The organism is Methylomonas sp. LW13, assembly GCF_016865255.1.
Lineage (GTDB): Bacteria > Pseudomonadota > Gammaproteobacteria > Methylococcales > Methylomonadaceae > Methylomonas.
The window spans coordinates 3850011-3872152 of the sequence record NZ_CP033381.1; the positions used below are offsets into that span (position 1 = coordinate 3850011).

Sequence of the window (22142 nt, forward strand, 5' to 3'; positions counted from 1 at the left end):
CTTATACACGGATAAGAATTTTGTACAGGTTTGAGTTATAGGGGCTTGACGTCAGCAGCCTGCCCCGCGCGCCGAAATACCAGCCAATATTCCCGATGCGGCTGCAGGTATACGGCGTCGCTAGGCTGACTTTTTTCCAGGGAAATCAAATAACCGTCCGCATGCTGTGACGCCCAATCGGCAAGCCGTTCAGCAGGTAAAACCGGCAGCGACTGGGTTAATCGCCCCAAGAAATTGAATTGCCCTTGGTAATTGCCAACATAGACATAAGGAATATGCTGATCGTTAAAGCTTTTCACTTTTAACGCAGCGGGTTGCAGGTCGTATGCCGGGCCGGCATAACGAAAGAAAAATATAAATCCGACAAAAATTGCCGCCACCAGCGCTGTCGAGATTGCCGCAACCGACAACGTGCGCTTAATCCAAACCAATAGCGCCAACATCACGGCAATGGCCAACACACTCAAACCCCATGCCGGCTGCACAGTCTGGACCCAGTTCAATTTCGACAAACCCGGTACCTTGGGCAGATAAACTAAAAACACCCCGATTGCGCCGAACAGCACCGGCAGCAACCACTCGCCACCCAATCTCGGCTTTTGGGTATGCACCACCACCTTGGCTACCAACAACGCAAACGCAGGCAACATCGGAATCAAATAATGAATCTGCTTGCTAGGCAACAACGAGAACACCACAAAGGTTGATACCAGCCAAACCAGACAAAAGCGCAGACCGTTATCATTAAAAAATCGGCTGCCGCGCAAACTGCCCCAGAAATGCGGCCAGAACAACCAGGGGAACAAAAACATCGGTAAAAAAGGCAGATACCAAAACAGCGAACGGGTATGGATTTTGGTGCTGACTGCGCGATCAGCGGTCTGATGCCACAATATCGCGTTGGCGTATTGCTCGCCACCGGCAATGGCAGCCGGAATCGCCCAGACTAGGGCTATCGCGACTCCAATCAAGGCCGCGATCAACAAGCCAGCAAACCAGCGACTGAACACAATCGAACGCGGAGCCCAGACAGCAACCAAAATTGCGGTAGGGATTAGATGCAAAAAAACCACAGGCCCTTTACTTAGAATACCGAACCCCACTGCTGCCGCAACCAGTACCCAACCCTTGCGCTCATCGCCTTGCACAACCTCCAGCAAGCCGAGCATTCCCAACAGCACCCAGCTAGTCAGCAGAATATCAAACATGATAGACGTGGCGAATAAGGTCCACAGCAAGGTTGCAATCAAGACCCACGGCGCCGCCAATGCTACCGCTGCTTGCTCCGGCCAAAGCTTTTCCGCCAATTTCCGCGTCAGCAATAGATTTGCCAATGCAGCCAACGGCCCGACCAAACTCGGCCACCACTGATTAACGCCGAATATCCACCACCCGGCTTGAATCAGCCAAAATAATAAAGGCGGTTTATGGCTGTAGGTTTCGCCATTCAAATACGGCACCAGGAAGTCGCCGCGCAGCCACATCTCCCAAGCCACACTGAGATAGCGCGTTTCATCGATGGGAATGGTCGAGCGAAAATAAACGCTTGCGGACAACAGCAGCCAAAGCGGCACAATGCCCCAGCGGTAAATCAGTTTATCGGGTATGGTCATTTTTCGAGAAAATATCGATTCGAGGCATGGGACATCCAAGCGACCAGAATCACGCCAGCGTTATGACAAAAGCTTAAGCCAATTTCATGCCAACACTATTACAGCCGACAAAGCCCGAGACATCTCAAGCCGACATCAAAAGGCCGAGAGGATCGGTTGAAACAAACCGTTAAGCGGGTTGAATTGCCCCACTCATCACAAGGGATCAGGCGGCCACTAAGCGCCACGCCAAACTCTCTCCAGCCCGTAATGGGGTAATAGTGTCATCGGTATTGGCATAGGCTTCCGGCACGATCCAGGCTTGTTTTTCCAACGTAACGCTCGCACAGTTGCGCGGCAAACCGTAAAAATCCGCACCATAAAAACTGGCGAAGCCTTCCAGCTTGTCCAGTGCGCCAACCTGTTCGAAAGCTTCGGCATACAATTCCAATGCCGCATGCGCGCTGTAACAACCGGCGCAACCGCAGCTATTTTCTTTCAAGCCGGTCAAATGCGGCGCACTATCGGTACCAAGGAAAAATTTGGGATTACCGCTGGTAGCCGCTTTTATCAAGGCTTGGCGATGATGCTCGCGCTTTAAGATAGGCAAACAATAGAAATGCGGACGAATACCGCCCGCCAAAATGGCATTGCGGTTATAGAGCAAATGCTGCGGGGTAATAGTCGCGGCGATATTCTCGGATGCAGCTTCGACAAATTGCACAGCTTCCTGGGTCGTCAAATGCTCTAAAACGATGCGTAGTGCCGGAAATTGCCGGGTAAGCTTGCTTAGCTTGTTATCGATAAACAGTTTTTCGCGGTCAAAAATATCGTATTCCGCATCCGTCACTTCGCCGTGGAGTAACAGCGGTACGCCGTATTGCTCCATCGCCGCAAATAAAGGATAAGCCGCTTCAATGTCGGCGACTCCGGCATCGGAATTGGTGGTTGCTCCGGCCGGATATAGCTTGAAGGCACGAACATGCTCGGCATCGGCCACCTTTTTGATTTCCTCAACAGAGGTACTTGCCGTTAGATACAAAGTCATCAAAGGCTGAAACTTGGACTCTCGCGGCAAAGCAGCCAAAATCTCCTGCCTGTAAAGTAAAGCCTGGGCGACCGTGGTGACCGGGGGTTTCAGATTCGGCATGATAATAGCGCGACCGAACTGCTTGGCAGTATGCCCAATCACGGTTTTTAAAATACTGCCGGTTCTGACGTGCAAATGCCAATCATCAGGTTGGCGAATGGTCAATTTATCCATAATCTCCGGGCGTTTTCATTTAAAATAGCTAGTTATTCTAACATTAAGGGCCTTGAAAATTTAAAACCCCGCCCTTAGTAAGCCGATTTAAACACTTTCAACTGGAGAAGCAGATGCCTATTTACGAATACCAATGCAATGCTTGCGGACATGAACACGAAGCCCTGCAAAAACTGGGTGCAGAGCCCTTAATCGTTTGCCCGGCCTGTAATGAAGCGGAATTAAAAAAGAAAATTTCCGCAGCGGGATTTCGTTTGAAAGGCGGCGGCTGGTACGAAACCGATTTTAAAAGCGGCAACAAGAAAAACGTCGCCGGCGAAAGCAAAGCCCCGGAAAAAGCCAGCAGTTGCAGCGGCTGCCCGAACCATAACCATTAGGAATCTCATGGTAACTGCCAGTTTTCCGAAACGACTGGCACTTCCTAATTTTTACCTATCCCCGTATTTTGATTAACCCGAGAACAACTATGCGTAGCCACAAGTGTGGAGAATTGAACACCCAACATCTAGGTCAAACCGTTGCCCTGTGCGGCTGGGTACATCGTCGCCGTGACCACGGCGGCGTTATTTTTATCGACTTGAGAGACCGCGCCGGCTTGGTGCAAGTGGTGTTCGATCCCGATATGGCCGAAAGTTTTGCGATTGCCGAACACGTCCGCAGCGAATACGTGCTGCGTATCGAAGGCGTCGTCCGCGACCGGCCTGAAGGCACGCATAATCCCAATATGTCCACCGGCCAAATTGAAATATTAGGCAAGCACATAGAGGTACTCAACGAAGCGGAAACTCCGCCATTCCCGCTGGAAAGCGACATCGAAGTCAACGAAGAAACCCGCCTGCGTTTCCGTTACATCGACTTGCGCCGCACCGCGATGCAGCAAAAAATGAAAGTACGCCGCGATGTGACCCGCAACCTGCGTCAATATCTGGACGACCACGAATTTTTCGAAATCGAAACACCGTATCTGACCAAGGCTACGCCGGAAGGCGCGCGCGATTACATCGTACCCAGCCGTACCCACCAAAATTCGTTCTTTGCTTTACCGCAATCGCCGCAGCTCTACAAACAGTTGCTGATGATTGCCGGCATGGACCGTTATTATCAAGTCGTGCGTTGCTTCCGCGACGAGGATTTGCGAGCTGATCGCCAGCCGGAATTTACCCAGCTGGATATCGAAACCTCGTTCATGAATGAACAAGAGATCATGGCGGTGATGGAAGAAATGATCCGCCGCTTGTTCAAGGACATTATCGACGTGGATTTGGGCGACCAATTCCCGGTCATGAGTTATGCCGAAGCCATGAATCGTTACGGTTCGGACCGTCCGGATCTGCGTATCCCGCTGGAACTGGTAGACATTGCCGAGGAAATGAAAGGCGTGGATTTCAAAGTCTTCTCCGGCCCCGCCAACGATCCAAACGGCCGCGTCGTGGCCATGAAATTGCCGGAAGGCGGCGACTTGAGCCGCAGCGTGATCGACGAACTCACCAAATTTGTCGGCATTTACGGCGCAAAAGGCTTGGCTTATATCAAAGTCAACGACTTGGCGGCCGGCGTCGAAGGCTTGCAGTCGCCTATCGTCAAATTCGCTCCGGCTGATGTCTGGGCCAAAGTCATGGCGAAAGTGGGCGCTCAAAACGGCGACCTGATTTTCTTTGGTGCCGACAAAGCCGGCATCGTCAACGAAGCCATGGGCGCCTTGCGGGTTAAATTGGGCTTGGACCGCAACCTGTTGACCGGACCTTGGAAACCCTTGTGGGTCGTGGACTTCCCGATGTTCGCCTGGGACGAAAAAGCCCAACGTTACACGGCGATTCACCATCCGTTTACCGCACCCAGCTGCTCGGTAGAAGAACTGGTCGCCAACCCCGGCACCGCATTGTCGCGCGCTTACGATTTGGTTTTGAACGGCACTGAAGTCGGCGGCGGCTCGATCCGGATCAACCGCACTGCGATGCAACAAACCGTATTCGACATTCTGGGTATCGGCCACGAAGAAGCCCGCGAAAAATTCGGCTTCCTGTTGGATGCATTGAAATACGGCGCGCCACCGCACGGCGGCATCGCCTTTGGCTTGGACCGTCTGGTGATGTTAATGACTGGCGCCAGCTCGATCCGCGACGTCATAGCGTTCCCGAAAACCCAGACTGCCGCTTGCCCATTATTCAATGCGCCGGCATTGGTCAGCGAAGAACAATTGAAAGAATTGGGTATCAGACTGCGTACCCCTGCCGGCAAAACCGAAAAACAGGATTAAGGTAAATCTGAGGGCGGACTGTCCTTGTCCGCCCTTTGTTCTTGTTAAGCTTGCCACCGGATACCTTGGGAAGCAGTCATCCAAGGTATTGATATACGTCAAAAAAGCACCCCAAATAGTCGTTGACTTTTTTTGCCAAATTGATAAGTTAATCACGTTATTTTTATTAAATAACAGATCCCGGTCGCGGATCTTCGCATGGCATAAGGATTACCGCCCAACACTCCGAATGAGGAGGGGGATGCTATGAATAAAATAACTCCACATCTACTTCGCGATTTGAACTCTACTCTTCCTGAGGGCACGGAGTGCTATCTGTGCGGCGCAGTCAGAAGAGCGCTACACCATTACCGCAAGGGTCGCGAACCCGTGGCCTACCTAGACAAAGATCAAGCTCTGCCGGTGCTAGCCCATCGCCTTGGCCGCGGCCTTAGACGCTTTTTCGTAGACGACATACAAACAGCGCTAGATGCTGCAGACCATCCGGACCAGCAAAAAAGCTCGCTCAGCTGGCCCTACTAAATAAATCGATTAATCGTTTTTAGGTACACCTACCGACTACATCCCCCTTCGGCGAAGGGGGAGTTTTTTCAAGCCTTTCAACATTGAGCCTCAAACGCGGACCGGAAAAGCCAGCACATCACTGATAGACTCGCTACCCAGAGCAATCATCAGCAGCCGATCCAAACCAATTGCTACCCCGCTGCAATCCGGCAAACCGAATTTCAATGCCTGCAAAAATGCTTCATCTTTGCTAACTACCGGCAAGTCGTGGCTTAGCCGATAAGCAATTTCCTTATCAAAACGCGCCTCCTGCTCTTGCGGATCCGCAAGCTCATAAAAACCATTACCCAGTTCCACACCATTGATGAATACCTCAAAACGCTCACTGACCCTTGAATCATCAACATGCAGGCGCGCCAGCGAAGACTGTATCGCCGGATAGCTATGCAGCAAATAAATCGTATCTTTATCCATCGTCCGCTGGACACAATGGCTAAAAATAAAATCCAGCCACAAGGCATGATCGTCGCCGCATAGGTCGACAGCCTCCGGAAGCTCATTCGCAGCCGCATAAGCTTGATAATCGCTGTTGCAAAATACCAAGGGATCCAAGCCGGTGGCGTCCAAAAATAATTGTTGGTAGCTGATTTGTTTGGTTGGCAATGCGGCATGAAAAGGTTGCAACAACTGCAACAATAATTCGGCGACTTCCGCCATCAATTGCCGCAAATCGTAGCCGACCCGATACCATTCCAAAATCGTGAATTCCGGATTGTGATAGCGCCCGGCTTCGCCGTTCCTAAACGCCTTGCAGATCTGATAAATACTGCCGCTGCCGTCGGCCAACAACCGTTTCATCGCGAACTCAGGCGAGGTTTGCAGAAACAGAGTGGGTCGGGTGGGGGGGAAGTTAAACTGACTGCTGAAAAAATCCAGCTGCGGGTCGGTACCGGTGGCTGGGCACAATAGCGGCGTCTCGACTTCCAGCACATCCCGTGCCTCGAAAAAACGCCGTGTCGCCGCCAGCATTTGCGCGCGAGTGCGCAAATGCTCGAGTGGGCAGCTCGGCTGCCAGCTTACCGTCACTCTTTGACGCGAGAGACGTATTCGCCGGTGCGAGTATCGACTTTAATGACTTCGCCGATTTGTACAAACAAGGGTACGCGCACCACGGCACCGGATTCCAGCGTAGCCGGTTTGCCGCCACCGCCAGAAGTATCGCCTTTCAAACCAGGATCGGTTTCGGTAATTGCCAATTCCACGAAGTTGGGAGGTGTTACGGACAGTGGTGAGTCGTTCCACAAGGTCATCGTGCAGATGTCTTGCTCTTTCAGCCATTTGATCGCATCGGACACCGCATTTTTATCGGCTTGATACTGCTCAAATGTATCCGGCACCATGAAATGCCAGAATTCGCCATCGCTATACAGATACTGCATTTCTTTATCAACGACGTCCGCACCTTCGACGGTATCGCCGGATTTGAAGGTACGTTCGATGACGCGGCCGGTTTTCAGATTTCTGATCCTGACCCGATTGAACGCCTGCCCCTTACCCGGCTTAACAAACTCGTTTTCGATAATCGAACAAGGGTCGTTGTCCAGCATGATTTTCAAACCGCCCTTGAACTCGTTGGTGCTAAAAGTCGCCATTTTTTCCTCGTGAAACAAATAATAGTCGGACGATTATAATGGATAAGATTTTTAATCGGAAACCGGAGCAGCATTGAACACCCAAACCGCCGGCTGGCAACAGGCGCTGGCCGACGCATTTACCAGCGTCGAGGCCCTTTGTGACTATTTGAATATTTCAACAGGCAGCGTGGCAATGCTGCCGGATTTCAAAGCCTTTCCGCTCCGTGTGCCGCGCGGCTTTGCTGATTGCATGCGCCGCGGCGATCCAAATGACCCCTTGCTGAGACAAGTGCTGCCGACTCAGAACGAACTGATCGACTATCCCGGCTACAGCCATGATCCGGTAGGCGACCTCGGCGCGGTCGCCGAAGCAGGTATCATTCATAAGTATCATGGCCGGGTATTGTTGATCAGCACCGGCGCTTGCGCGGTGCACTGCCGGTACTGTTTTCGACGCAATTTCCCGTATACGGAGTTGCAGTTGTCGACGCAAAAAGTTCAACAAGCGCTTAGCTACATCATTAGCCATCCGGAAATCAGCGAAGTCATCCTCAGTGGCGGCGACCCCTTGCTGCTAAATGACGAAAAACTCGGCCAGCTGTTGGCACGGTTAGGTGAGATTGAACATATCAAACGTATTCGCATTCATAGCCGAGTGCCCATCGTGCTACCAATGCGCATCACCCAACCACTGCTCAACTCTTTCTCCAGCCTGTCGCAACAAGTTGTGATGGTATTTCACGCCAATCATGCGAATGAGCTGAGTGCTGCCGTTGGAGCTATTTGCGGCGATTTACGCCGCCACGGCATCACTTTATTGAACCAAAGCGTTCTGCTAAAGGGAGTTAACGATGCCGGCCGCACTCTCTGCGAACTGAGCGAAAAGCTGTTTGAACTAGGTATTTTGCCTTACTACCTGCATGTACTGGATCACGCCAGCGGCACCGGTCATTTTGAAGTCTCCGAAACCACCGCCCGGCAATTGCTCGAAGATATGCAAAGCCATCTACCCGGTTATCTGGTTCCCAAGCTGGTTAAAGAACAGGCCGGAGCAGCCTATAAAATCCCAATTTGCTGAGCACCGGACAGTTTTCCGGCGACATGGATTCACATTTACCGATACCCGGTCTAAGATTTTTCCCGTCCCTCCCGGCCAGATCCCCGACATCAGCAAACTATGACAGATAAACTTGCCAATACTGCCAATCAGATACGCCGGTTCGTGCTGGTCGCAGTGTGTTTACTGTTGATAGGTGAGATTACCGTTGTGCTCTATCAAAACATAAACGGCACGAGTGAGCTGACCAAAATATTGATAGTTTTGCTGCCCGGACTGGCTGTCTTGTTGATTTTTAGCGAACTGCTGTCAAATCGGCAAATTTTATCCTCCGGACTGACACCCATCGGCGACTTTTACGACCATCTCGCCCAATCCGCCATCGTGGTCGATAATCAGGGGATTATTCGCCATGCCAACCAGGCAGCCGCTTTGTCGGTGGGCAAGTCCCCGGCGGAATTAGTCGGACAAACCATACACGCCTGGTTTCACCCGACCCACCATGCCGAAACAGAGTGCCCCTTATGCCAACATATCATGGCCGGCAAGGCTATGCAGGCCAGCGACTTTGCCTTTCCAAATCAAACATGGCAGCAAATCTCGCTTACCCGCCTGTCCACGCAGAACACCAGCGAATTAATTCAGTTCCATATCGACATCACGCCGCGAAAACAAATTGAAGAACAATTGGCCCTGGTCATAGACGGCGCCCAGCTAGGCTACTGGGATTGGAATTATCTAAGCGGCGAACATTCCGTGAATCAACGTTGGCTGGACATGTTGGGACTCAGTCATGACGAATTGGATAACTATGTCAGCGACTGGGACAAACGCCTGCATCCGGACGACAGACAACGAGTGAAACAGTTCGTTGCCAAACATATAGCCTCCGACCGCCCCTATGTCGTGGAATTTCGCATGCGCCATAAACTCGGCCATTGGGTATGGATACAAGGTTCCGGCGCCGTTGTCGCGTACGATCCGGTCAGCGGTGGTCCAAGTCGGCTATGCGGCACGCACCAAGACATCAGCGTGCGGAAGCAGTCGGAGCATAATCTGCAACGCGCCTATCAAATTATCAGCCAGAGCGCGGCAGTGGTATTGAAATGGAATAATTCCGAAGGATTACCGATAGAATTCGCCACTGAGAACGCCCGCCAGCTATTCGGCTACAGCGTCGAACAATTGATTACCGGCAATCTGTTTTATCTCAACCTGATCCATCCCGACGATGTCGGGGTTTTCCTTCGCGAGATCGCCACCTGCCGCAACGATCCGGACTGTTCCGAAATAGCGCATCAACCCTATCGGATCGTCGCCCAAAACGGCGGCATAAAATGGGTGCAAGACCGCAAGATGGTGGTGCGCAACGAGCAAGGCAAGATTATCGACTATCAGGGTCTGGTGAGTGACATCACTCAGCAGCGTCAGCAATCCAGTGTGATTAGGAATATCGTCTCCAGCAACCTGCCGCAAAGTGCCACGTCGCTGCTGGATAATCTGACGCTATTGACCGTGGAAACCCTGGGAGCCGATTTTGCATTAATTGCCGAAACAACGGGCAATGGGCGTGCCCGTAGCCTATCGCTTTGCGTAAAAGGCAAAATTGTCGGTAACCGCGAATTCAGCCTGGATAACTCGCCTTGCCGCGAGGTGGCCGCGGGCTCTATTTGTTGTGTCGAACACGATGCAGCGGAACGATTCCCCGACGCCGACTGGCTGCGACGCCAACAAATTCAAGGTTATCTGGGCATTCCATTACACGACAAACAACAAAATAGTTTCGGATTTATCTCGGTATCCTACTGTCGGCCGATTCCCGATACTACCTTTGCCACAGACACCCTGAAATTATTCGCGTTGCAAATTACCGCCGAACTGGAACGCAGCCGTGCCATCAATGCACTGCAAGACCAAAAACAGCGCTTACTGGATGCGCAAAGCATTTCCCATATCGGCGATTGGCATTGGCATTTGCCGGGTAATCACTTTAGCTGGTCGGACGAAATGTATCGGATCACCGCAACCAGTAAAGCTGTTTTTACCCCCAACTTTTCCAGCATTTTAAGCACGCTGATTCATCCGGACGACCAAAGCTTTTTCAAAACATCGATGCAAAACGCGATCAGTAGCGGCAGTCTCGATTTCAGACATCGGATAGTGCTCGGTAACGACCAAATTCGTCATGTCCACCAACGCGGACAAGTTATTCGCGATGTTAATGACAAACCCACTGGCGTTCAAGGCACCATGCAAGACATCACCGACCGGCTGCAAACCGAGCAACGGCTTTTGGAAGCCAAGCAGCAGGCAGAACAGGCAACACGGGTAAAATCGGAATTTCTCGCCAATATGAGCCACGAAATCCGCACGCCGATGAATGCCATTATCGGCTTGGTTGAATTATGTCTGAACAGCAGTATCTCCGCCAAACAGCGCGACTACCTGGAAAGAGTGGAAACCGCGTCACGCTCGTTGATGACCATCATTGACGACATTCTGGACTTTTCCAAAATGGAAGCAGGAAAAATGCAACTGGAATCCGTGCCTTTTCTATTGGAAGAAATGCTGGATAAGGTGTTTTCGACGATGTCGGAACTTTGCGCCAGCAAAGGCATAGCCTTGATTCGCCCACCCAAGACGCTAACTTTTCTCCCGGTGATCGGCGACCCGCAACGGCTCAGGCAAATTTTTATCAATCTGATCGGGAACGCGATCAAATTTACCGAACATGGAGAGGTAAGAGTCACGCTCACCGAACTTAAGCGCTCTGCGCAACAGACTTGTTTGCAGTTTAGTATCAGCGATACCGGCATCGGCATGAATGCAGAAAAACAAGCCAAACTATTCCAGGCGTTCAGCCAAGGCGACAGTAGCGTCACACGTCATTACGGCGGCACGGGCTTGGGCCTGATCATTTCCAAACAATTGGTAGAACAAATGGGCGGAACGATAAGCGTCGCCAGCCAAGAAAACCTGGGCTCGACATTTACCTTTAGCGTCAAACTGGGCATCACCAGCGTTGCTTCGATACGCAACGCGCAATACCAACAAAAGCTCCCCCTCGATAGCGGGAAATTGCAAAATATCAGCGGCGCCCGAGTATTGCTGGTTGAAGACAACGAAGTGAATCGAATTGTGGCCATCGAGTTGCTGGAACAAGCACATTTGCAAGTCGACGTGGCCGAAAACGGCGAAATCGCCTTGGGCAAACTGCAACAAACCACTTACGACTGCGTGCTAATGGATGTGCAAATGCCGGTGATGGATGGCTATCAAACCACCAAACAACTACGAACACTCCCCGGCTGTCAAACCGTGCCGGTCATAGCGATGACCGCTAACGCGATGAGTAATGATCGCAACAAATGCTTTCAAGCCGATATGGACGATTTCATCAGCAAACCGATATTACCGGAAACGCTTTACGCCACGCTGGCAAAATGGATCAAACCGCGAGCCGACGGGATACCCCAGACCGATCCCAACAGCGAACAGTTGGAAAGCAATCCGCTTCCTTATCTGTATGGCATAGACACCTCCGCCGGCTTACAACATACGGCCGGGAATCTAGCCGTCTATCGAAAAGTGTTACTAAAATTTGCTGAAAACCATGCGGATACCATGAACGAAATCGGCCAAGCCTTCATACATAACCAGTACGACAAGGCCTATCAATTAGTCCATACTTTGAAAGGCTTAGTCGGCTCCCTCGGCGCGCTACAATTGCAAAGCCACTTAGTACGGCTGGAAGAGTCGCTAATCGATTTCCGCGCCAATATTGCCGAAGTCCCGTATATCGATAGTAATATTGCCGCCACAACACTGGAGATGAGCAAGGTTATCAGCAGCATCAACAGTAATTTGGCCAACAGCGAAAGCCACGGCGACGGTGAACTGCGCTACTCGACACTGGAAACTCGGCAACAGCTGGCCATATTGATTGATAAACTGCAAACCTTCGATTCCGACTCGGACCAGCAACTTGAGCGAATTATGCGCCATATCGATGAAAAAGCTCTGCTGCAAATCTTATTGCCCATCAAAAAACAAATTGCCAATTACCAGTTTGTAGATGCTGCGCAAGCTCTCAACCATATACTGGAACATCGGATGTAGGAAAATGGAAAGTAGAAACACGCATACCATTCTGGCCGTGGATGATAGCCCGGAAAATCTGGATCTTATCAAGAATATTCTCGAACCCCATTACACGGTAAAAGTAGCCGTGCATAGCGAACTGGCGTTACATATCGCCACCAGCCAGCTTCCCGATCTGATCCTACTGGACATCATGCTGGACGACATGGATGGTTATGAAATATGCCACCAGCTCAAGTCGTCGGATAAAACCCGCAATATTCCGATTATTTTTCTGACCGCTAAACACTCGGAAGAAGATGAGGTACACGGTTTTCGAATCGGCGGTAGCGACTACATCACCAAACCGTTTTCGCCGTCGATTGTTTTAGCAAGAGTACGCACCCAAATACAGCTAAAAACTAAATCCGATTTATTGGAAAAACTGGCATCGCTGGATGGACTGACCGAAATACCCAACCGCAGAGCGTTTGACGCCGCCCTGGAACGCCAATGGAACCAGTCCAAACGCACCGGCATGCCGCTCTCGTTGTTAATTGCCGATATTGACAATTTCAAACAATTTAACGACTACTTTGGCCACCCTATGGGCGACGAGTGCCTGAAACGGGTGGCGCGTGCCTTGCAAACAATTACCCACAGACCCGAAGACTTGGTAGCAAGATTGGGCGGTGAAGAGTTCGCCATCCTGCTTCCCAACACCGACAGCATAGGCGCCCTGATGCGTGCCGAGCAGTACCGCGAAGCCATAGAGAATCTGAAAATACGGCACACACAGAACAATCCCAACAATTTCGTGACCATATCCCTCGGGGTTGCGACGCTACAGGCCCACACATTCGACGACGTTGCCAGTTTATTGAAAGCAGCGGACGATGCGTTATATCAGGCCAAGCATCAAGGGCGGAATCGTATCTGCGCGAATAACTTGTCCAACGGCAGGTAGTTTAGAGATCTGCGCGTCGTTCCCGTTTCGGAAAGCGTCTATAATCCCAGCTAATCCACTCGATACCTTATTACCTCGGCTTTTTGTTTATGCATCTTTACCTCGACTTTAATGCTTCCTATCTTGCCGCGTTTGTAATGGGTTTATTCAGCAGCCTGCATTGCATAGGCATGTGCGGCTCCATTATCGGTACCCTGACTTACAGTCTGAAACCCGAACTTCGTAACGATAAGCGCCGTCTGTTCGGCATCGTGCTGAATTACAACATCGGCCGGGTTCTCAGCTACGCGATGGCCGGCGCCTTGGTTGGCGTGCTGGAGGCCTTCTTAACTTTACCTTTTGCTCAAGGTCAAGCGCACAGATTTTTGCAACTCCTCTCCGCCGTGGTGATGGCGGGTGCAGGGCTTTACCTTGGCGGCTGGTTTCCGTACTTTGCCTACATAGAAAAAATGGGCGCACGCTTCTGGAAACTGATCGAACCATTCGGCCGCCGATTGATTCCGGTACAAAACCGCACCCAAGCTTTGTTGTTTGGTATGGTGTGGGGCTGGCTACCCTGTGGCCTGATTTATACGGCATTGGCACTAGCAGTTACCACGGGGAGCATTACCCACAGCGCGCTCACGATGTTAGCATTTGGATTGGGCACTTTACCTGCCGTAATGGGTGTCGGTATAATGACCTCATTACTGGCGAGGCTTTCGAAAATCCGGCACTTTAAACACGCGGTGGCAGCCTTGTTTATTATCTTTGCGCTATTAGCAGCCTTCCCATGGCTCTATCCGATGCGCGTTGAACACATCATGACGTTTTGAGAGGTTTTACAGTGGATAACTTCGATCCTATTATTGGACAATCTCCCGCAATCGAAGCATTGATTCGCAGCGCTCGTATCGTTGCGGCGACCGACGTTACCGTGCTGATCAAAGGCGAAACCGGCACGGGAAAAGAAGTACTGGCAACGGCCATTCAAAAGGATAGCCCGCGCGCAAATAAACCTTTCATCGCCTTAAATTGCGCAGCACTCCCTGAGGGCCTGGTTGAATCAGAAATATTCGGCCATAAGAAAGGCGCTTTTACCGGCGCGGTATCGGACAAGCAAGGTTTGTTTCAGGCAGCCGATGGCGGCACTTTGTTTCTGGACGAAATCAATTCCTTACCCTTGGGAATCCAGGCAAAACTTTTGCGCTTTCTGGAGTCGGGAGAATGCTTACCCGTTGGCGGCACCAAACCCTACATGGTGAATGTGCGCGTGATTGCTGCCTCTAATGCCGACCTCACCAAACTGATAGAAAACGGTCAATTTCGTCAGGACTTGTATTTCCGCTTAAATGTAGTGCCGCTGGAATTGCCGGCATTACATCAGCGCACCGAAGATATAGAAATACTGGCGAAACACTTTTTCACACACTTCTCGGCCGCACATTCCCTGGAACCACCTACTTTCAGCAGACAAGCCATAAAAACGCTGCGCAGCTACAAATGGCCGGGCAATGTACGTGAATTGCGCAATCTTTGCGAAAGACTGAGCATTCTGCTGGCGGGCAAAGTAATCGAGCCGGAAAATCTGCCCCACGAATTCAACCGCAGCGCAATAACAGTCAGCTCGGACTTTACTTTGCCGGAGTTGGGTCTACAACTAGATGCGCTGGAAGCAGATATGATTCTGCAAGCTTTGAACAGAACCAAGGGCAATCGCAGCAAATCGGCGCGCTTATTGGGCATTTCCAGAGACACCTTGCTTTACCGGATTCAAAAGCACGGCTTGGCAACACATTAAGCCATACGGTTTAAAGGGGCTGCATGGTTCAGCCCCAGCCTCTACTTAAACAGCTAGCGCCGCCTGACCCACTGCACAGTAACGTTATCGCTTTTACCTTGAGCGCGTAATACCGCCATTTTTGCCATTTTCTGCAACTCCGGCTTTCCGCTGCGCTCTTGCGATAACGCCAACAATTCCTGTTCTTTTACGAACTCCCAAAAACCGTCGCTACAGAGCAGAAAGGTTTCGCCGCATTTCATCGGTGGGAAACAGGCAATATCCACCGCAGGCGTACTCAACACATTGATGCTTCGCGTGAGCTTATGCTGGTCGGGATGAACCCCCATCTCCCATTCGCTGATTTTTCCCTCGTTAAACAGTTGTTGGGGCACCGAATGATCTTTTGTACGCCATAGCACTTGCTCGGAATTGATCCGATAAACTCTCGAATCTCCGCAATGCGCCACTATCGCTCGCTCCTGGTCCAGATACAGAATTGCGCAGGTGGTGTGGGCATCGCTTGCAAACGGATCGTCGGCAAATAGTTCACTCATATTCCTAACAGCTTCCGCAATCCAAGCAGCCATGACCGTTTCTGCCTTCACTGAGGCTATATGAGCATGATATTTTTCCGCCAGAGCAATCAAGCTACGGCAAAAAAATTGTGACGCTTTTTCGCCGGAGTAATGTCCGCCTAATCCGTCAGCGACCACAAATAATGCGTAATCAGCGCACACCCGGTGCGCCATGCAATCCTGATTGACCTCGCGATTGCCTATCGAGGTTAATTGATAAAACTCTAGTTCGTTCTGCATTACATCAACCGTGTAAACGCGACTCCCGCATGACGCGCTTCATATCCCTGACCGCGCTACCCAAGCCGGAAAACAACGCTTGCGCAATCAAGGAATGACCAATGTTTAGCTCGACAATCTGCTCGATCCGGCAAATAGCTTCCACATTGGCGATATTCAAGCCGTGGCCGGCATTGACTTGCAATCCCGCTTGATGCGCATAAGCCGCAGCCGTGCGGATTCGTTGCAATTCTTGCTCCCGCTCTAGTTTACTTGCAGCATCGGCATAGCGGCCGGTATGTAACTCCACCACCGGCGCCCCCGCCTGGACCGCCGCATCGATTTGCCGACAATCCGGATCGATAAACAAGGAGACTTCTATATTCGCATCCGCCAATTGTTGGCAGGCAGAACGCATCTTATCCGCGGCGCCTGCCACATCCAGACCGCCTTCGGTCGTCAATTCTTCTCGGCGCTCCGGCACCAAACAACAAGCTTGCGGCTCAACTTTAACCGCCAACGCCAACATGGCATCGGTCACGGCCATTTCCAGATTCAACCGGGTGTGTAACATATCCTTTAACAAAAAAATATCTCTGTCCTGAATATGCCGTCTGTCTTCGCGCAAATGCGCGGTAATGCCGTCGGCACCGGCTTGCTCGGCGATCAGCGCAGCCTGCACCGGCTCGGGATAACGAGTACCTCTCGCCTGACGCAAGGTCGCAACATGGTCGATGTTGACACCTAATAAGATGATTTGTTTTTCCATTGAATATTGGTCCGCAAGCGGATGAGAAAGAGGGATGAAAGACGGTCAATCTATCCTGACCTTTGTCTTTCGCCTATAAATACTTAATAATTTTTGCCAGGACATCCCTACTTTTCAACTGTCTGCCTTGCAAATGTCCATCCAGGATTTTTCTGAGGAGTAGCTTGGCTTCAAGCAATGCGCAGCCTTCCAATGGAGCCCTTGCGGCCAATATTGACAAGGTTTCACCAGCGACCAAACCTTCGTTATCCGCGACCATGCCGAAATCAGCTAAAAAATTGTAGCGCTGACCTATCTTGATGGGATTACCGTTAGCTTCCGAATCCATCGCAACGGCGTAGCCAGCTTCTTGCAATAAATCCAGTTCAAAATAACGCAGAGTCTGCTCGATACATTCACCAAGCAATAAACCACTCAAGCAGCGCTCGTAGCAGCTAAATATCTCGGGCTGGGGATCGTCTTTGTGCACGAATAGTTGCACCAACTCGTTCACATAAAATCCGCAGTAAAGCGCCAAGCGCTCTAAAGGGTAGCTGTCGACGTATTCCACCTGAGACAGAATTTTTAGTTCGTTTTTATCGATAAATGACAGCCGCAAGGCACTGAAAGGCAATAACAACCCGGCTATTTTCGACTTTTCCTTACGCACACCCTTGGCAAGCATGGACATCACGCCAAAATCCCGCGTGAAAACCTCTAACAATACACTGGTTTCCCGGTATGGCCGATGCTGCAGAACAAACGCCGGCTGTAAATAAACGGCCAAGCCGCTCATTAATGGCCAAAATCGCTAAAACCTAAACTCTGTAAGGCGCGCTCGTTATCCGACCAACCCTTTTTCACTTTAACCCACAATTCCAGATAGACTTTTTGGCCGATCAATTTTTCAATATCAACCCGCGCCTCGCTACCGACTTTTTTCAGCATTTCGCCCTGTTTACCGATGACGATGCTTTTCTGGCTGTCCCGCTCTACTAAAATCGCCGCGTATATTTTGCAAAGCTCCGGAAACTCCTCGTAGCGTTCGATTTCGACAGTCAGCGCATAAGGTAATTCATCGCCTAAACGCCGAGTCAATTTTTCGCGAATAATTTCAGCGGCAAAAAAGCGCTCCGGCCTGTCGGTGATTTGATCTTCCGGATAAATGAGCTCGGCCTCGGGCAGCAACGCCATAATGTGCTGTTCCAGCACCTCAAGATTGGTATTTTTCAAGGCCGAAACCGGCACGATATGCTGAAACGGATATTTTTGCTGCGCCTCGGCGAAGAACTTCAGCACCGCATCCTTATCCTTGATTTTATCGACCTTGTTGATTGCCAAGATAACCGGCAGTCCGGCTTGCTCGAGTTTCTTGAAAATCTTCTCGTCGTAGTCGTGCCAATACAAGCCATCCAGCAACCAAATCACGACATCGACTCCCAGCAAGGTGCTGTCCGCAGTCTTATTCAGATAACGATTCAATACCTTTTTTTCGTCGCTGTGCATGCCCGGTGTGTCCATGAAGATGGCTTGACCAGCGGCTGTCGTCTTGATACCCAGAATTCGGTGCCGGGTAGTTTGCGGTTTTCTTGAGGTGATACTGAGTTTCTGACCCAGCAAATGATTCATCAGCGTCGATTTGCCGACATTGGGCCTACCGATTAAAGCAACATATCCGCAGTTCATTTATCCCTGGATTGTAAAAAATTTAACATATTTTCGGCAGCAGCCTGCTCGGCCTTCTTTCTGGAAATACCGACGCCATTGCGCGTTTCCGGTGTTAATGCGATGGTGCATTTCACTTCAAAGGTTTGGGCATGATCCGCGCCGGACATGCTGACCAATTCGTAAATCGGCAAGGGTTTACGGCTGGCTTGCATCAACTCCTGCAAACGGGTTTTCGGATCTTTGGTCCAATCGTCTACTTTCAGCGCGGCCAGCTTGTCATCGAATAATCGCAATATCCACTGCTGACAAACCTCAACGCCTTGGTCTTTCAGCAAGGCCCCCATGATGGCTTCCAACGCATCCGACAAAATCGAATCTCTACGGAAACCGCCGCTTTTCAGTTCGCCGGAACCGAGAATTAGATAATCACCGATATTGTGCTGCCTGGCCACTTCCGCCAGCGAATTCTGGTTGACCAAACTGGCCCGCAGCCGACTTAAGGCGCCCTCTCCCGCCTCGGGGAACAGTTCGTATAGTTTTTGGGCGATCACGAAGCCCAACACGGAATCGCCCAAATATTCAAGACGCTCGTTGTTTCTGGCCCCCATGCTGCGATGAGTCAAAGCCATCGTAAATAAGCTGGGATCGTTAAACCTTAAACCCAACTTGCCGGCAAGAATTTCAGGTTTCTTAATCACTTGTTGCCAGCTTCGAATCCCTCGTGGAACTCAACCAACACACTCAAATTCCCCATGATGGGTTCTACACGCTCATAGTCTATGTCAACCCGTACATAGCCGGGTTGCGCGACAATTTTGATATTGTCATTGGTGACGTGCTCTACATAATTCATATCAAAGCGTTTTTCCAAGCTACCCTTTATATCAGACTTAGTTTTAGTCACTATATCGGTAGTGTTTTCCACCGCTTTCAAGGCGTTTACCACCCGGCTATGATTGATGTAAATCGGCGCTATTTTTAGAATCAATAAGGTAAAAAAACCAATTAACGCCAAAATAAAGGCAATGGACAGAAAGGTTAAACCGCGTTGTTTTTTTAATGATGACGGCATAACACTACCCCCGAGAAAAATTAGAAATAAACCGACGACTGTTGAGAGTCCACCGCAATAAGCATTGTTTTTTCGGATTATCTTGCAGCGAACCGCTCAACGCAGCACTGTGCCTAGCCGGTCGAAAGCAATACCGTTATTTTGCCAGTCCCAATTCATCCAGATAAAAAAGGCTCTACCCACCAGATTAGCTTCCGGTACCGTACCCCAATAACGACTGTCATTACTGTTATCGCGGTTATCGCCCATGACGAAATACTGACCCTGCGGCACGACGAACACATCCTCTACAGACGAAGCCCCGTGACTTACCAGGATGGAATGCTCAACCCCCAACAAATCCTCTTCCAGCCGCTCGGCACCGCTCATATTGCTGCCCTGCCCGACGCCTTGATAACGTCCCAAAGACACTTGCTTGGCGGGTACGCCGTTGACGTAAAGCTTTTTATCAAAGTAAGCGACGCGGTCACCCGGCAAACCTATCACTCGTTTGATGTAATCGACTTCCGGCTGTTTCGGAAACCTGAACACCACGATATCGCCACGCTTGGGCTCACCCATTTCGATAACCTTGGTGTTCAGCACCGGTAAGCGCACTCCATAACTGAATTTATTCACCAAAATAAAATCACCGACCAACAATGTCGGCATCATCGATCCCGAGGGAATCCGGAAGGGTTCGAACAGAAACGAGCGCAGCAACAATACGATCAACACCACCGGGAAAAACGAACGGGCATATTCGACCAATAACGGCTCGTTCTCAGTAGGATAAGGTAGATTGGCCCGCTTCAGATATAAGCTATAGCCACCCCAGACAACGCCGGTGACAAAACTGGCTACCACCAGAAAAAATGAAAAATCGTAATCCATAATTGATCGTTATTACTCTTTATTGACCTGCAACACCGCCAGGAAGGCTTCCTGAGGAATCTCGATACTACCCACCTGCTTCATGCGTTTCTTACCGGCTTTCTGTTTTTCCAGCAGCTTTTTCTTACGGGTAATGTCGCCACCATAACATTTGGCTGTGACATTTTTGCGCATGGCTTTGACCGTAGAGCGGGCGATGACTTTTGCGCCAATGGCCGCCTGGATCGCCACTTCGTACATCTGCCGCGGAATCAGATCTTTCATCTTATCGACTAAATCTCGACCACGATTCTGACTCAGATCGCGATGGACGATAATCGACAAGGCATCAACTTTGTCACCATTGATCAAGACGTCCAATTTCACCAGCGGCGCCGGTTCAAAACGCAGGAATTCGTAATCGAATGAGGCATAGCCACGACTGACCGACTTCAAACGATCGAAAAAGTCCAATACCACTTCGCTCATCGGCAACTCATAGCTCAGCGAGACCTGACTACCAGCATACTGCATGTTTTTTTGGATGCCGCGCTTTTCGATACACAGATTGATCACATTACCCAAATAAGCCTGCGGCACCAGAATATTCGCCAAAATGATAGGTTCGCGAATCTCGACAATGGTGCCTACATCCGGCAGTTTAGCCGGATTGTCGACCATCACGATCTCGCCGCCATGGGTTTCCACTTCGTAAATAACAGTCGGCGCGGTGGTAATCAGATCGATGTTGTATTCGCGCTCCAGCCGTTCCTGGACGATCTCCATATGTAGCATGCCGAGGAAGCCGCAACGAAAGCCAAAACCCAGCGCTTGCGAGGTTTCCGGTTCGTAATTGAGTGCCGAGTCATTCAGACGCAATTTATCCAACGCTTCGCGCATGGCGCCGAAATCGTCGGAACTGACGGGATACAAACCAGCAAACACCCGCGGCTGGACTTTTTCAAACCCCGGCAGTACTTCACTGGCCGGATTGTCGGTAGCCGTAATGGTGTCGCCAACCGGTGCGCCGAAAATATCCTTGATGCCGGCGACGATGAACCCCACCTCACCGGTGTTGAGTTGCTGTTTCTCCAGTTGTTTGGGGGTATAAACGCCCAATTTATCAACCAGAAATGACTTTCCGGTCGACATGACGGTAATTTTTTGCTTTTTCCGCAAACTACCGTTGACGATGCGCACCAAGGACACCACGCCCAGATAGTTGTCGAACCAGGAATCGATGATTAAAGCCTGTAACGGCGCATTTTCATCACCCGCTGGCGGCGGAATCTTTTGAATCAGTTGATCCAGCACGGCTTCCACGCCGATGCCGGTCTTGGCACTGATCTTCAAAGCTTCATCGGCCGGAATGCCGATCACATTCTCAATCTCTTCCATCACCCGCTCGGGCTCAGCTGACGGCAAATCGATCTTATTCAGCACCGGCACCACTTCCAAACCTTGTTCGATGGCGGTGTAGCAGTTGGCGACGCTTTGCGCTTCCACGCCTTGAGCAGCATCGACGACCAGCAAGGCGCCTTCGCAAGCCGCCAGCGAACGCGAAACTTCATAGGAAAAATCCACGTGGCCCGGCGTGTCGATAAAGTTCAGCTGATAGGTGACGCCATCGCTGGCCTTGTAATCCAGGGTGACGCTTTGCGCCTTGATGGTAATGCCGCGTTCCCGCTCCAGATCCATGGAATCGAGTACCTGCGCCTCCATTTCCCGGTCGCTTAAGCCGCCACAAATTTGAATAAATCGGTCTGCCAATGTCGATTTCCCGTGATCGATATGGGCAATGATGGAGAAATTTCTGATATTTTTTTGATCCACTTAGCTTCTAGTTAATTCGTTAGGTTTACAGAATAAATGCGGTAGCTGCCCTGCCCCC

19 protein-coding genes are annotated in these 22142 nt (G+C 50.7%); 7 read left to right on the plus strand and 12 right to left on the minus strand.

What is annotated here, in order from left to right; genetic code table 11:
- Positions 1-35 precede the first annotated feature (35 nt).
- Positions 36-1613, minus strand: a complete 1578-nt coding sequence (locus JL719_RS17320; protein ID WP_033155520.1) for an ArnT family glycosyltransferase — start codon at positions 1611-1613, stop codon at positions 36-38.
- A gap of 205 nt (positions 1614-1818) precedes the next feature.
- Positions 1819-2856: a dihydroorotase gene (gene pyrC / locus JL719_RS17325; RefSeq protein WP_033155521.1), complete on the minus strand. Its 1038-nt coding sequence runs from the start codon at positions 2854-2856 to the stop codon at positions 1819-1821.
- Positions 2857-2969: 113 nt separating this feature from the next.
- On the opposite strand from pyrC, the gene JL719_RS17330 reads away from it, so the two are divergent.
- Both JL719_RS17330 and aspS read left to right on the plus strand, forming a co-directional pair.
- Positions 2970-3233: an FmdB family zinc ribbon protein gene (locus JL719_RS17330; RefSeq protein ID WP_026603920.1), complete on the plus strand. Its 264-nt coding sequence runs from the start codon at positions 2970-2972 to the stop codon at positions 3231-3233.
- 89 nt (positions 3234-3322) lie between these two features.
- Entirely contained in the window at positions 3323-5113 is a 1791-nt protein-coding gene (gene aspS / locus JL719_RS17335) for an aspartate--tRNA ligase (protein WP_033155522.1), read from the plus strand.
- 612 nt (positions 5114-5725) lie between these two features.
- Here aspS and epmA read toward each other — a convergent pair.
- Together epmA and efp are read right to left on the minus strand one after the other, a co-directional pair.
- Entirely contained in the window at positions 5726-6703 is a 978-nt protein-coding gene (gene epmA / locus JL719_RS17340) for an EF-P lysine aminoacylase EpmA (RefSeq protein ID WP_033155524.1), read from the minus strand.
- Entirely contained in the window at positions 6700-7269 is a 570-nt protein-coding gene (efp, locus tag JL719_RS17345; RefSeq protein ID WP_033155525.1) for an elongation factor P, read from the minus strand. The genes epmA and efp overlap by 4 nt, the downstream gene beginning before the upstream one ends.
- Positions 7270-7342: 73 nt before the next feature.
- Here efp and epmB point away from each other — a divergent pair, with 73 nt between their 5' ends.
- The 5 genes from epmB (at position 7343) to JL719_RS17370 (ending at position 15135) form a co-directional block, all read left to right on the plus strand.
- A complete protein-coding gene (epmB, locus tag JL719_RS17350; protein WP_033155526.1) occupies positions 7343-8329 on the plus strand; it encodes an EF-P beta-lysylation protein EpmB in 987 nt (328 codons plus the stop codon).
- Positions 8330-8428: 99 nt separating this feature from the next.
- The gene (locus JL719_RS17355; protein WP_033155527.1) at positions 8429-12427 is read left to right on the plus strand and encodes a PAS domain-containing protein; all 3999 of its coding nucleotides are present in this window, start codon (positions 8429-8431) and stop codon (positions 12425-12427) included.
- Between the two features lie 4 nt (positions 12428-12431).
- Positions 12432-13355 (plus strand): diguanylate cyclase domain-containing protein, encoded by a 924-nt coding sequence (locus JL719_RS17360; RefSeq protein WP_033155528.1) that lies wholly within the window; start codon positions 12432-12434, stop codon positions 13353-13355.
- 89 nt (positions 13356-13444) lie between these two features.
- Positions 13445-14170 (plus strand): sulfite exporter TauE/SafE family protein, encoded by a 726-nt coding sequence (locus JL719_RS17365; protein ID WP_020485298.1) that lies wholly within the window; start codon positions 13445-13447, stop codon positions 14168-14170.
- Positions 14171-14181: 11 nt separating this feature from the next.
- Positions 14182-15135, plus strand: coding sequence for a sigma-54 interaction domain-containing protein (locus JL719_RS17370; RefSeq protein ID WP_033155529.1), 954 nt, complete (start codon positions 14182-14184; stop codon positions 15133-15135).
- A gap of 53 nt (positions 15136-15188) precedes the next feature.
- Here the strand turns inward: JL719_RS17370 and JL719_RS17375 are convergent, their stop codons facing one another.
- The 8 genes from JL719_RS17375 to lepA all read right to left on the minus strand — a co-directional run bounded on the left by JL719_RS17375 (position 15189) and on the right by lepA (position 22084).
- On the minus strand, positions 15189-15932 hold the full coding sequence (locus JL719_RS17375; RefSeq protein WP_033155530.1) for a PP2C family protein-serine/threonine phosphatase: 744 nt from the start codon (positions 15930-15932) through the stop codon (positions 15189-15191).
- Positions 15933-15936: 4 nt separating this feature from the next.
- Positions 15937-16680: a pyridoxine 5'-phosphate synthase gene (pdxJ, locus tag JL719_RS17380; RefSeq protein WP_033155531.1), complete on the minus strand. Its 744-nt coding sequence runs from the start codon at positions 16678-16680 to the stop codon at positions 15937-15939.
- Between the two features lie 73 nt (positions 16681-16753).
- A complete protein-coding gene (recO, locus tag JL719_RS17385; protein ID WP_033155532.1) occupies positions 16754-17455 on the minus strand; it encodes a DNA repair protein RecO in 702 nt (233 codons plus the stop codon).
- Complete coding sequence (gene era / locus JL719_RS17390; RefSeq protein ID WP_033155533.1) at positions 17455-18345, minus strand: GTPase Era; 891 nt, start codon at positions 18343-18345, stop codon at positions 17455-17457. The genes recO and era overlap by 1 nt, the downstream gene beginning before the upstream one ends.
- On the minus strand, positions 18342-19025 hold the full coding sequence (gene rnc, locus JL719_RS17395; protein ID WP_033155534.1) for a ribonuclease III: 684 nt from the start codon (positions 19023-19025) through the stop codon (positions 18342-18344). The genes era and rnc overlap by 4 nt, the downstream gene beginning before the upstream one ends.
- Positions 19022-19399, minus strand: a complete 378-nt coding sequence (locus tag JL719_RS17400) for a DUF4845 domain-containing protein (RefSeq protein ID WP_033155535.1) — start codon at positions 19397-19399, stop codon at positions 19022-19024. The genes rnc and JL719_RS17400 overlap by 4 nt, the downstream gene beginning before the upstream one ends.
- A gap of 96 nt (positions 19400-19495) precedes the next feature.
- Positions 19496-20272: a signal peptidase I gene (lepB, locus tag JL719_RS17405; RefSeq protein WP_033155536.1), complete on the minus strand. Its 777-nt coding sequence runs from the start codon at positions 20270-20272 to the stop codon at positions 19496-19498.
- Positions 20273-20284: 12 nt separating this feature from the next.
- Positions 20285-22084, minus strand: a complete 1800-nt coding sequence (lepA, locus tag JL719_RS17410) for a translation elongation factor 4 (protein ID WP_033155537.1) — start codon at positions 22082-22084, stop codon at positions 20285-20287.
- Positions 22085-22142: the final 58 nt, after the last annotated feature.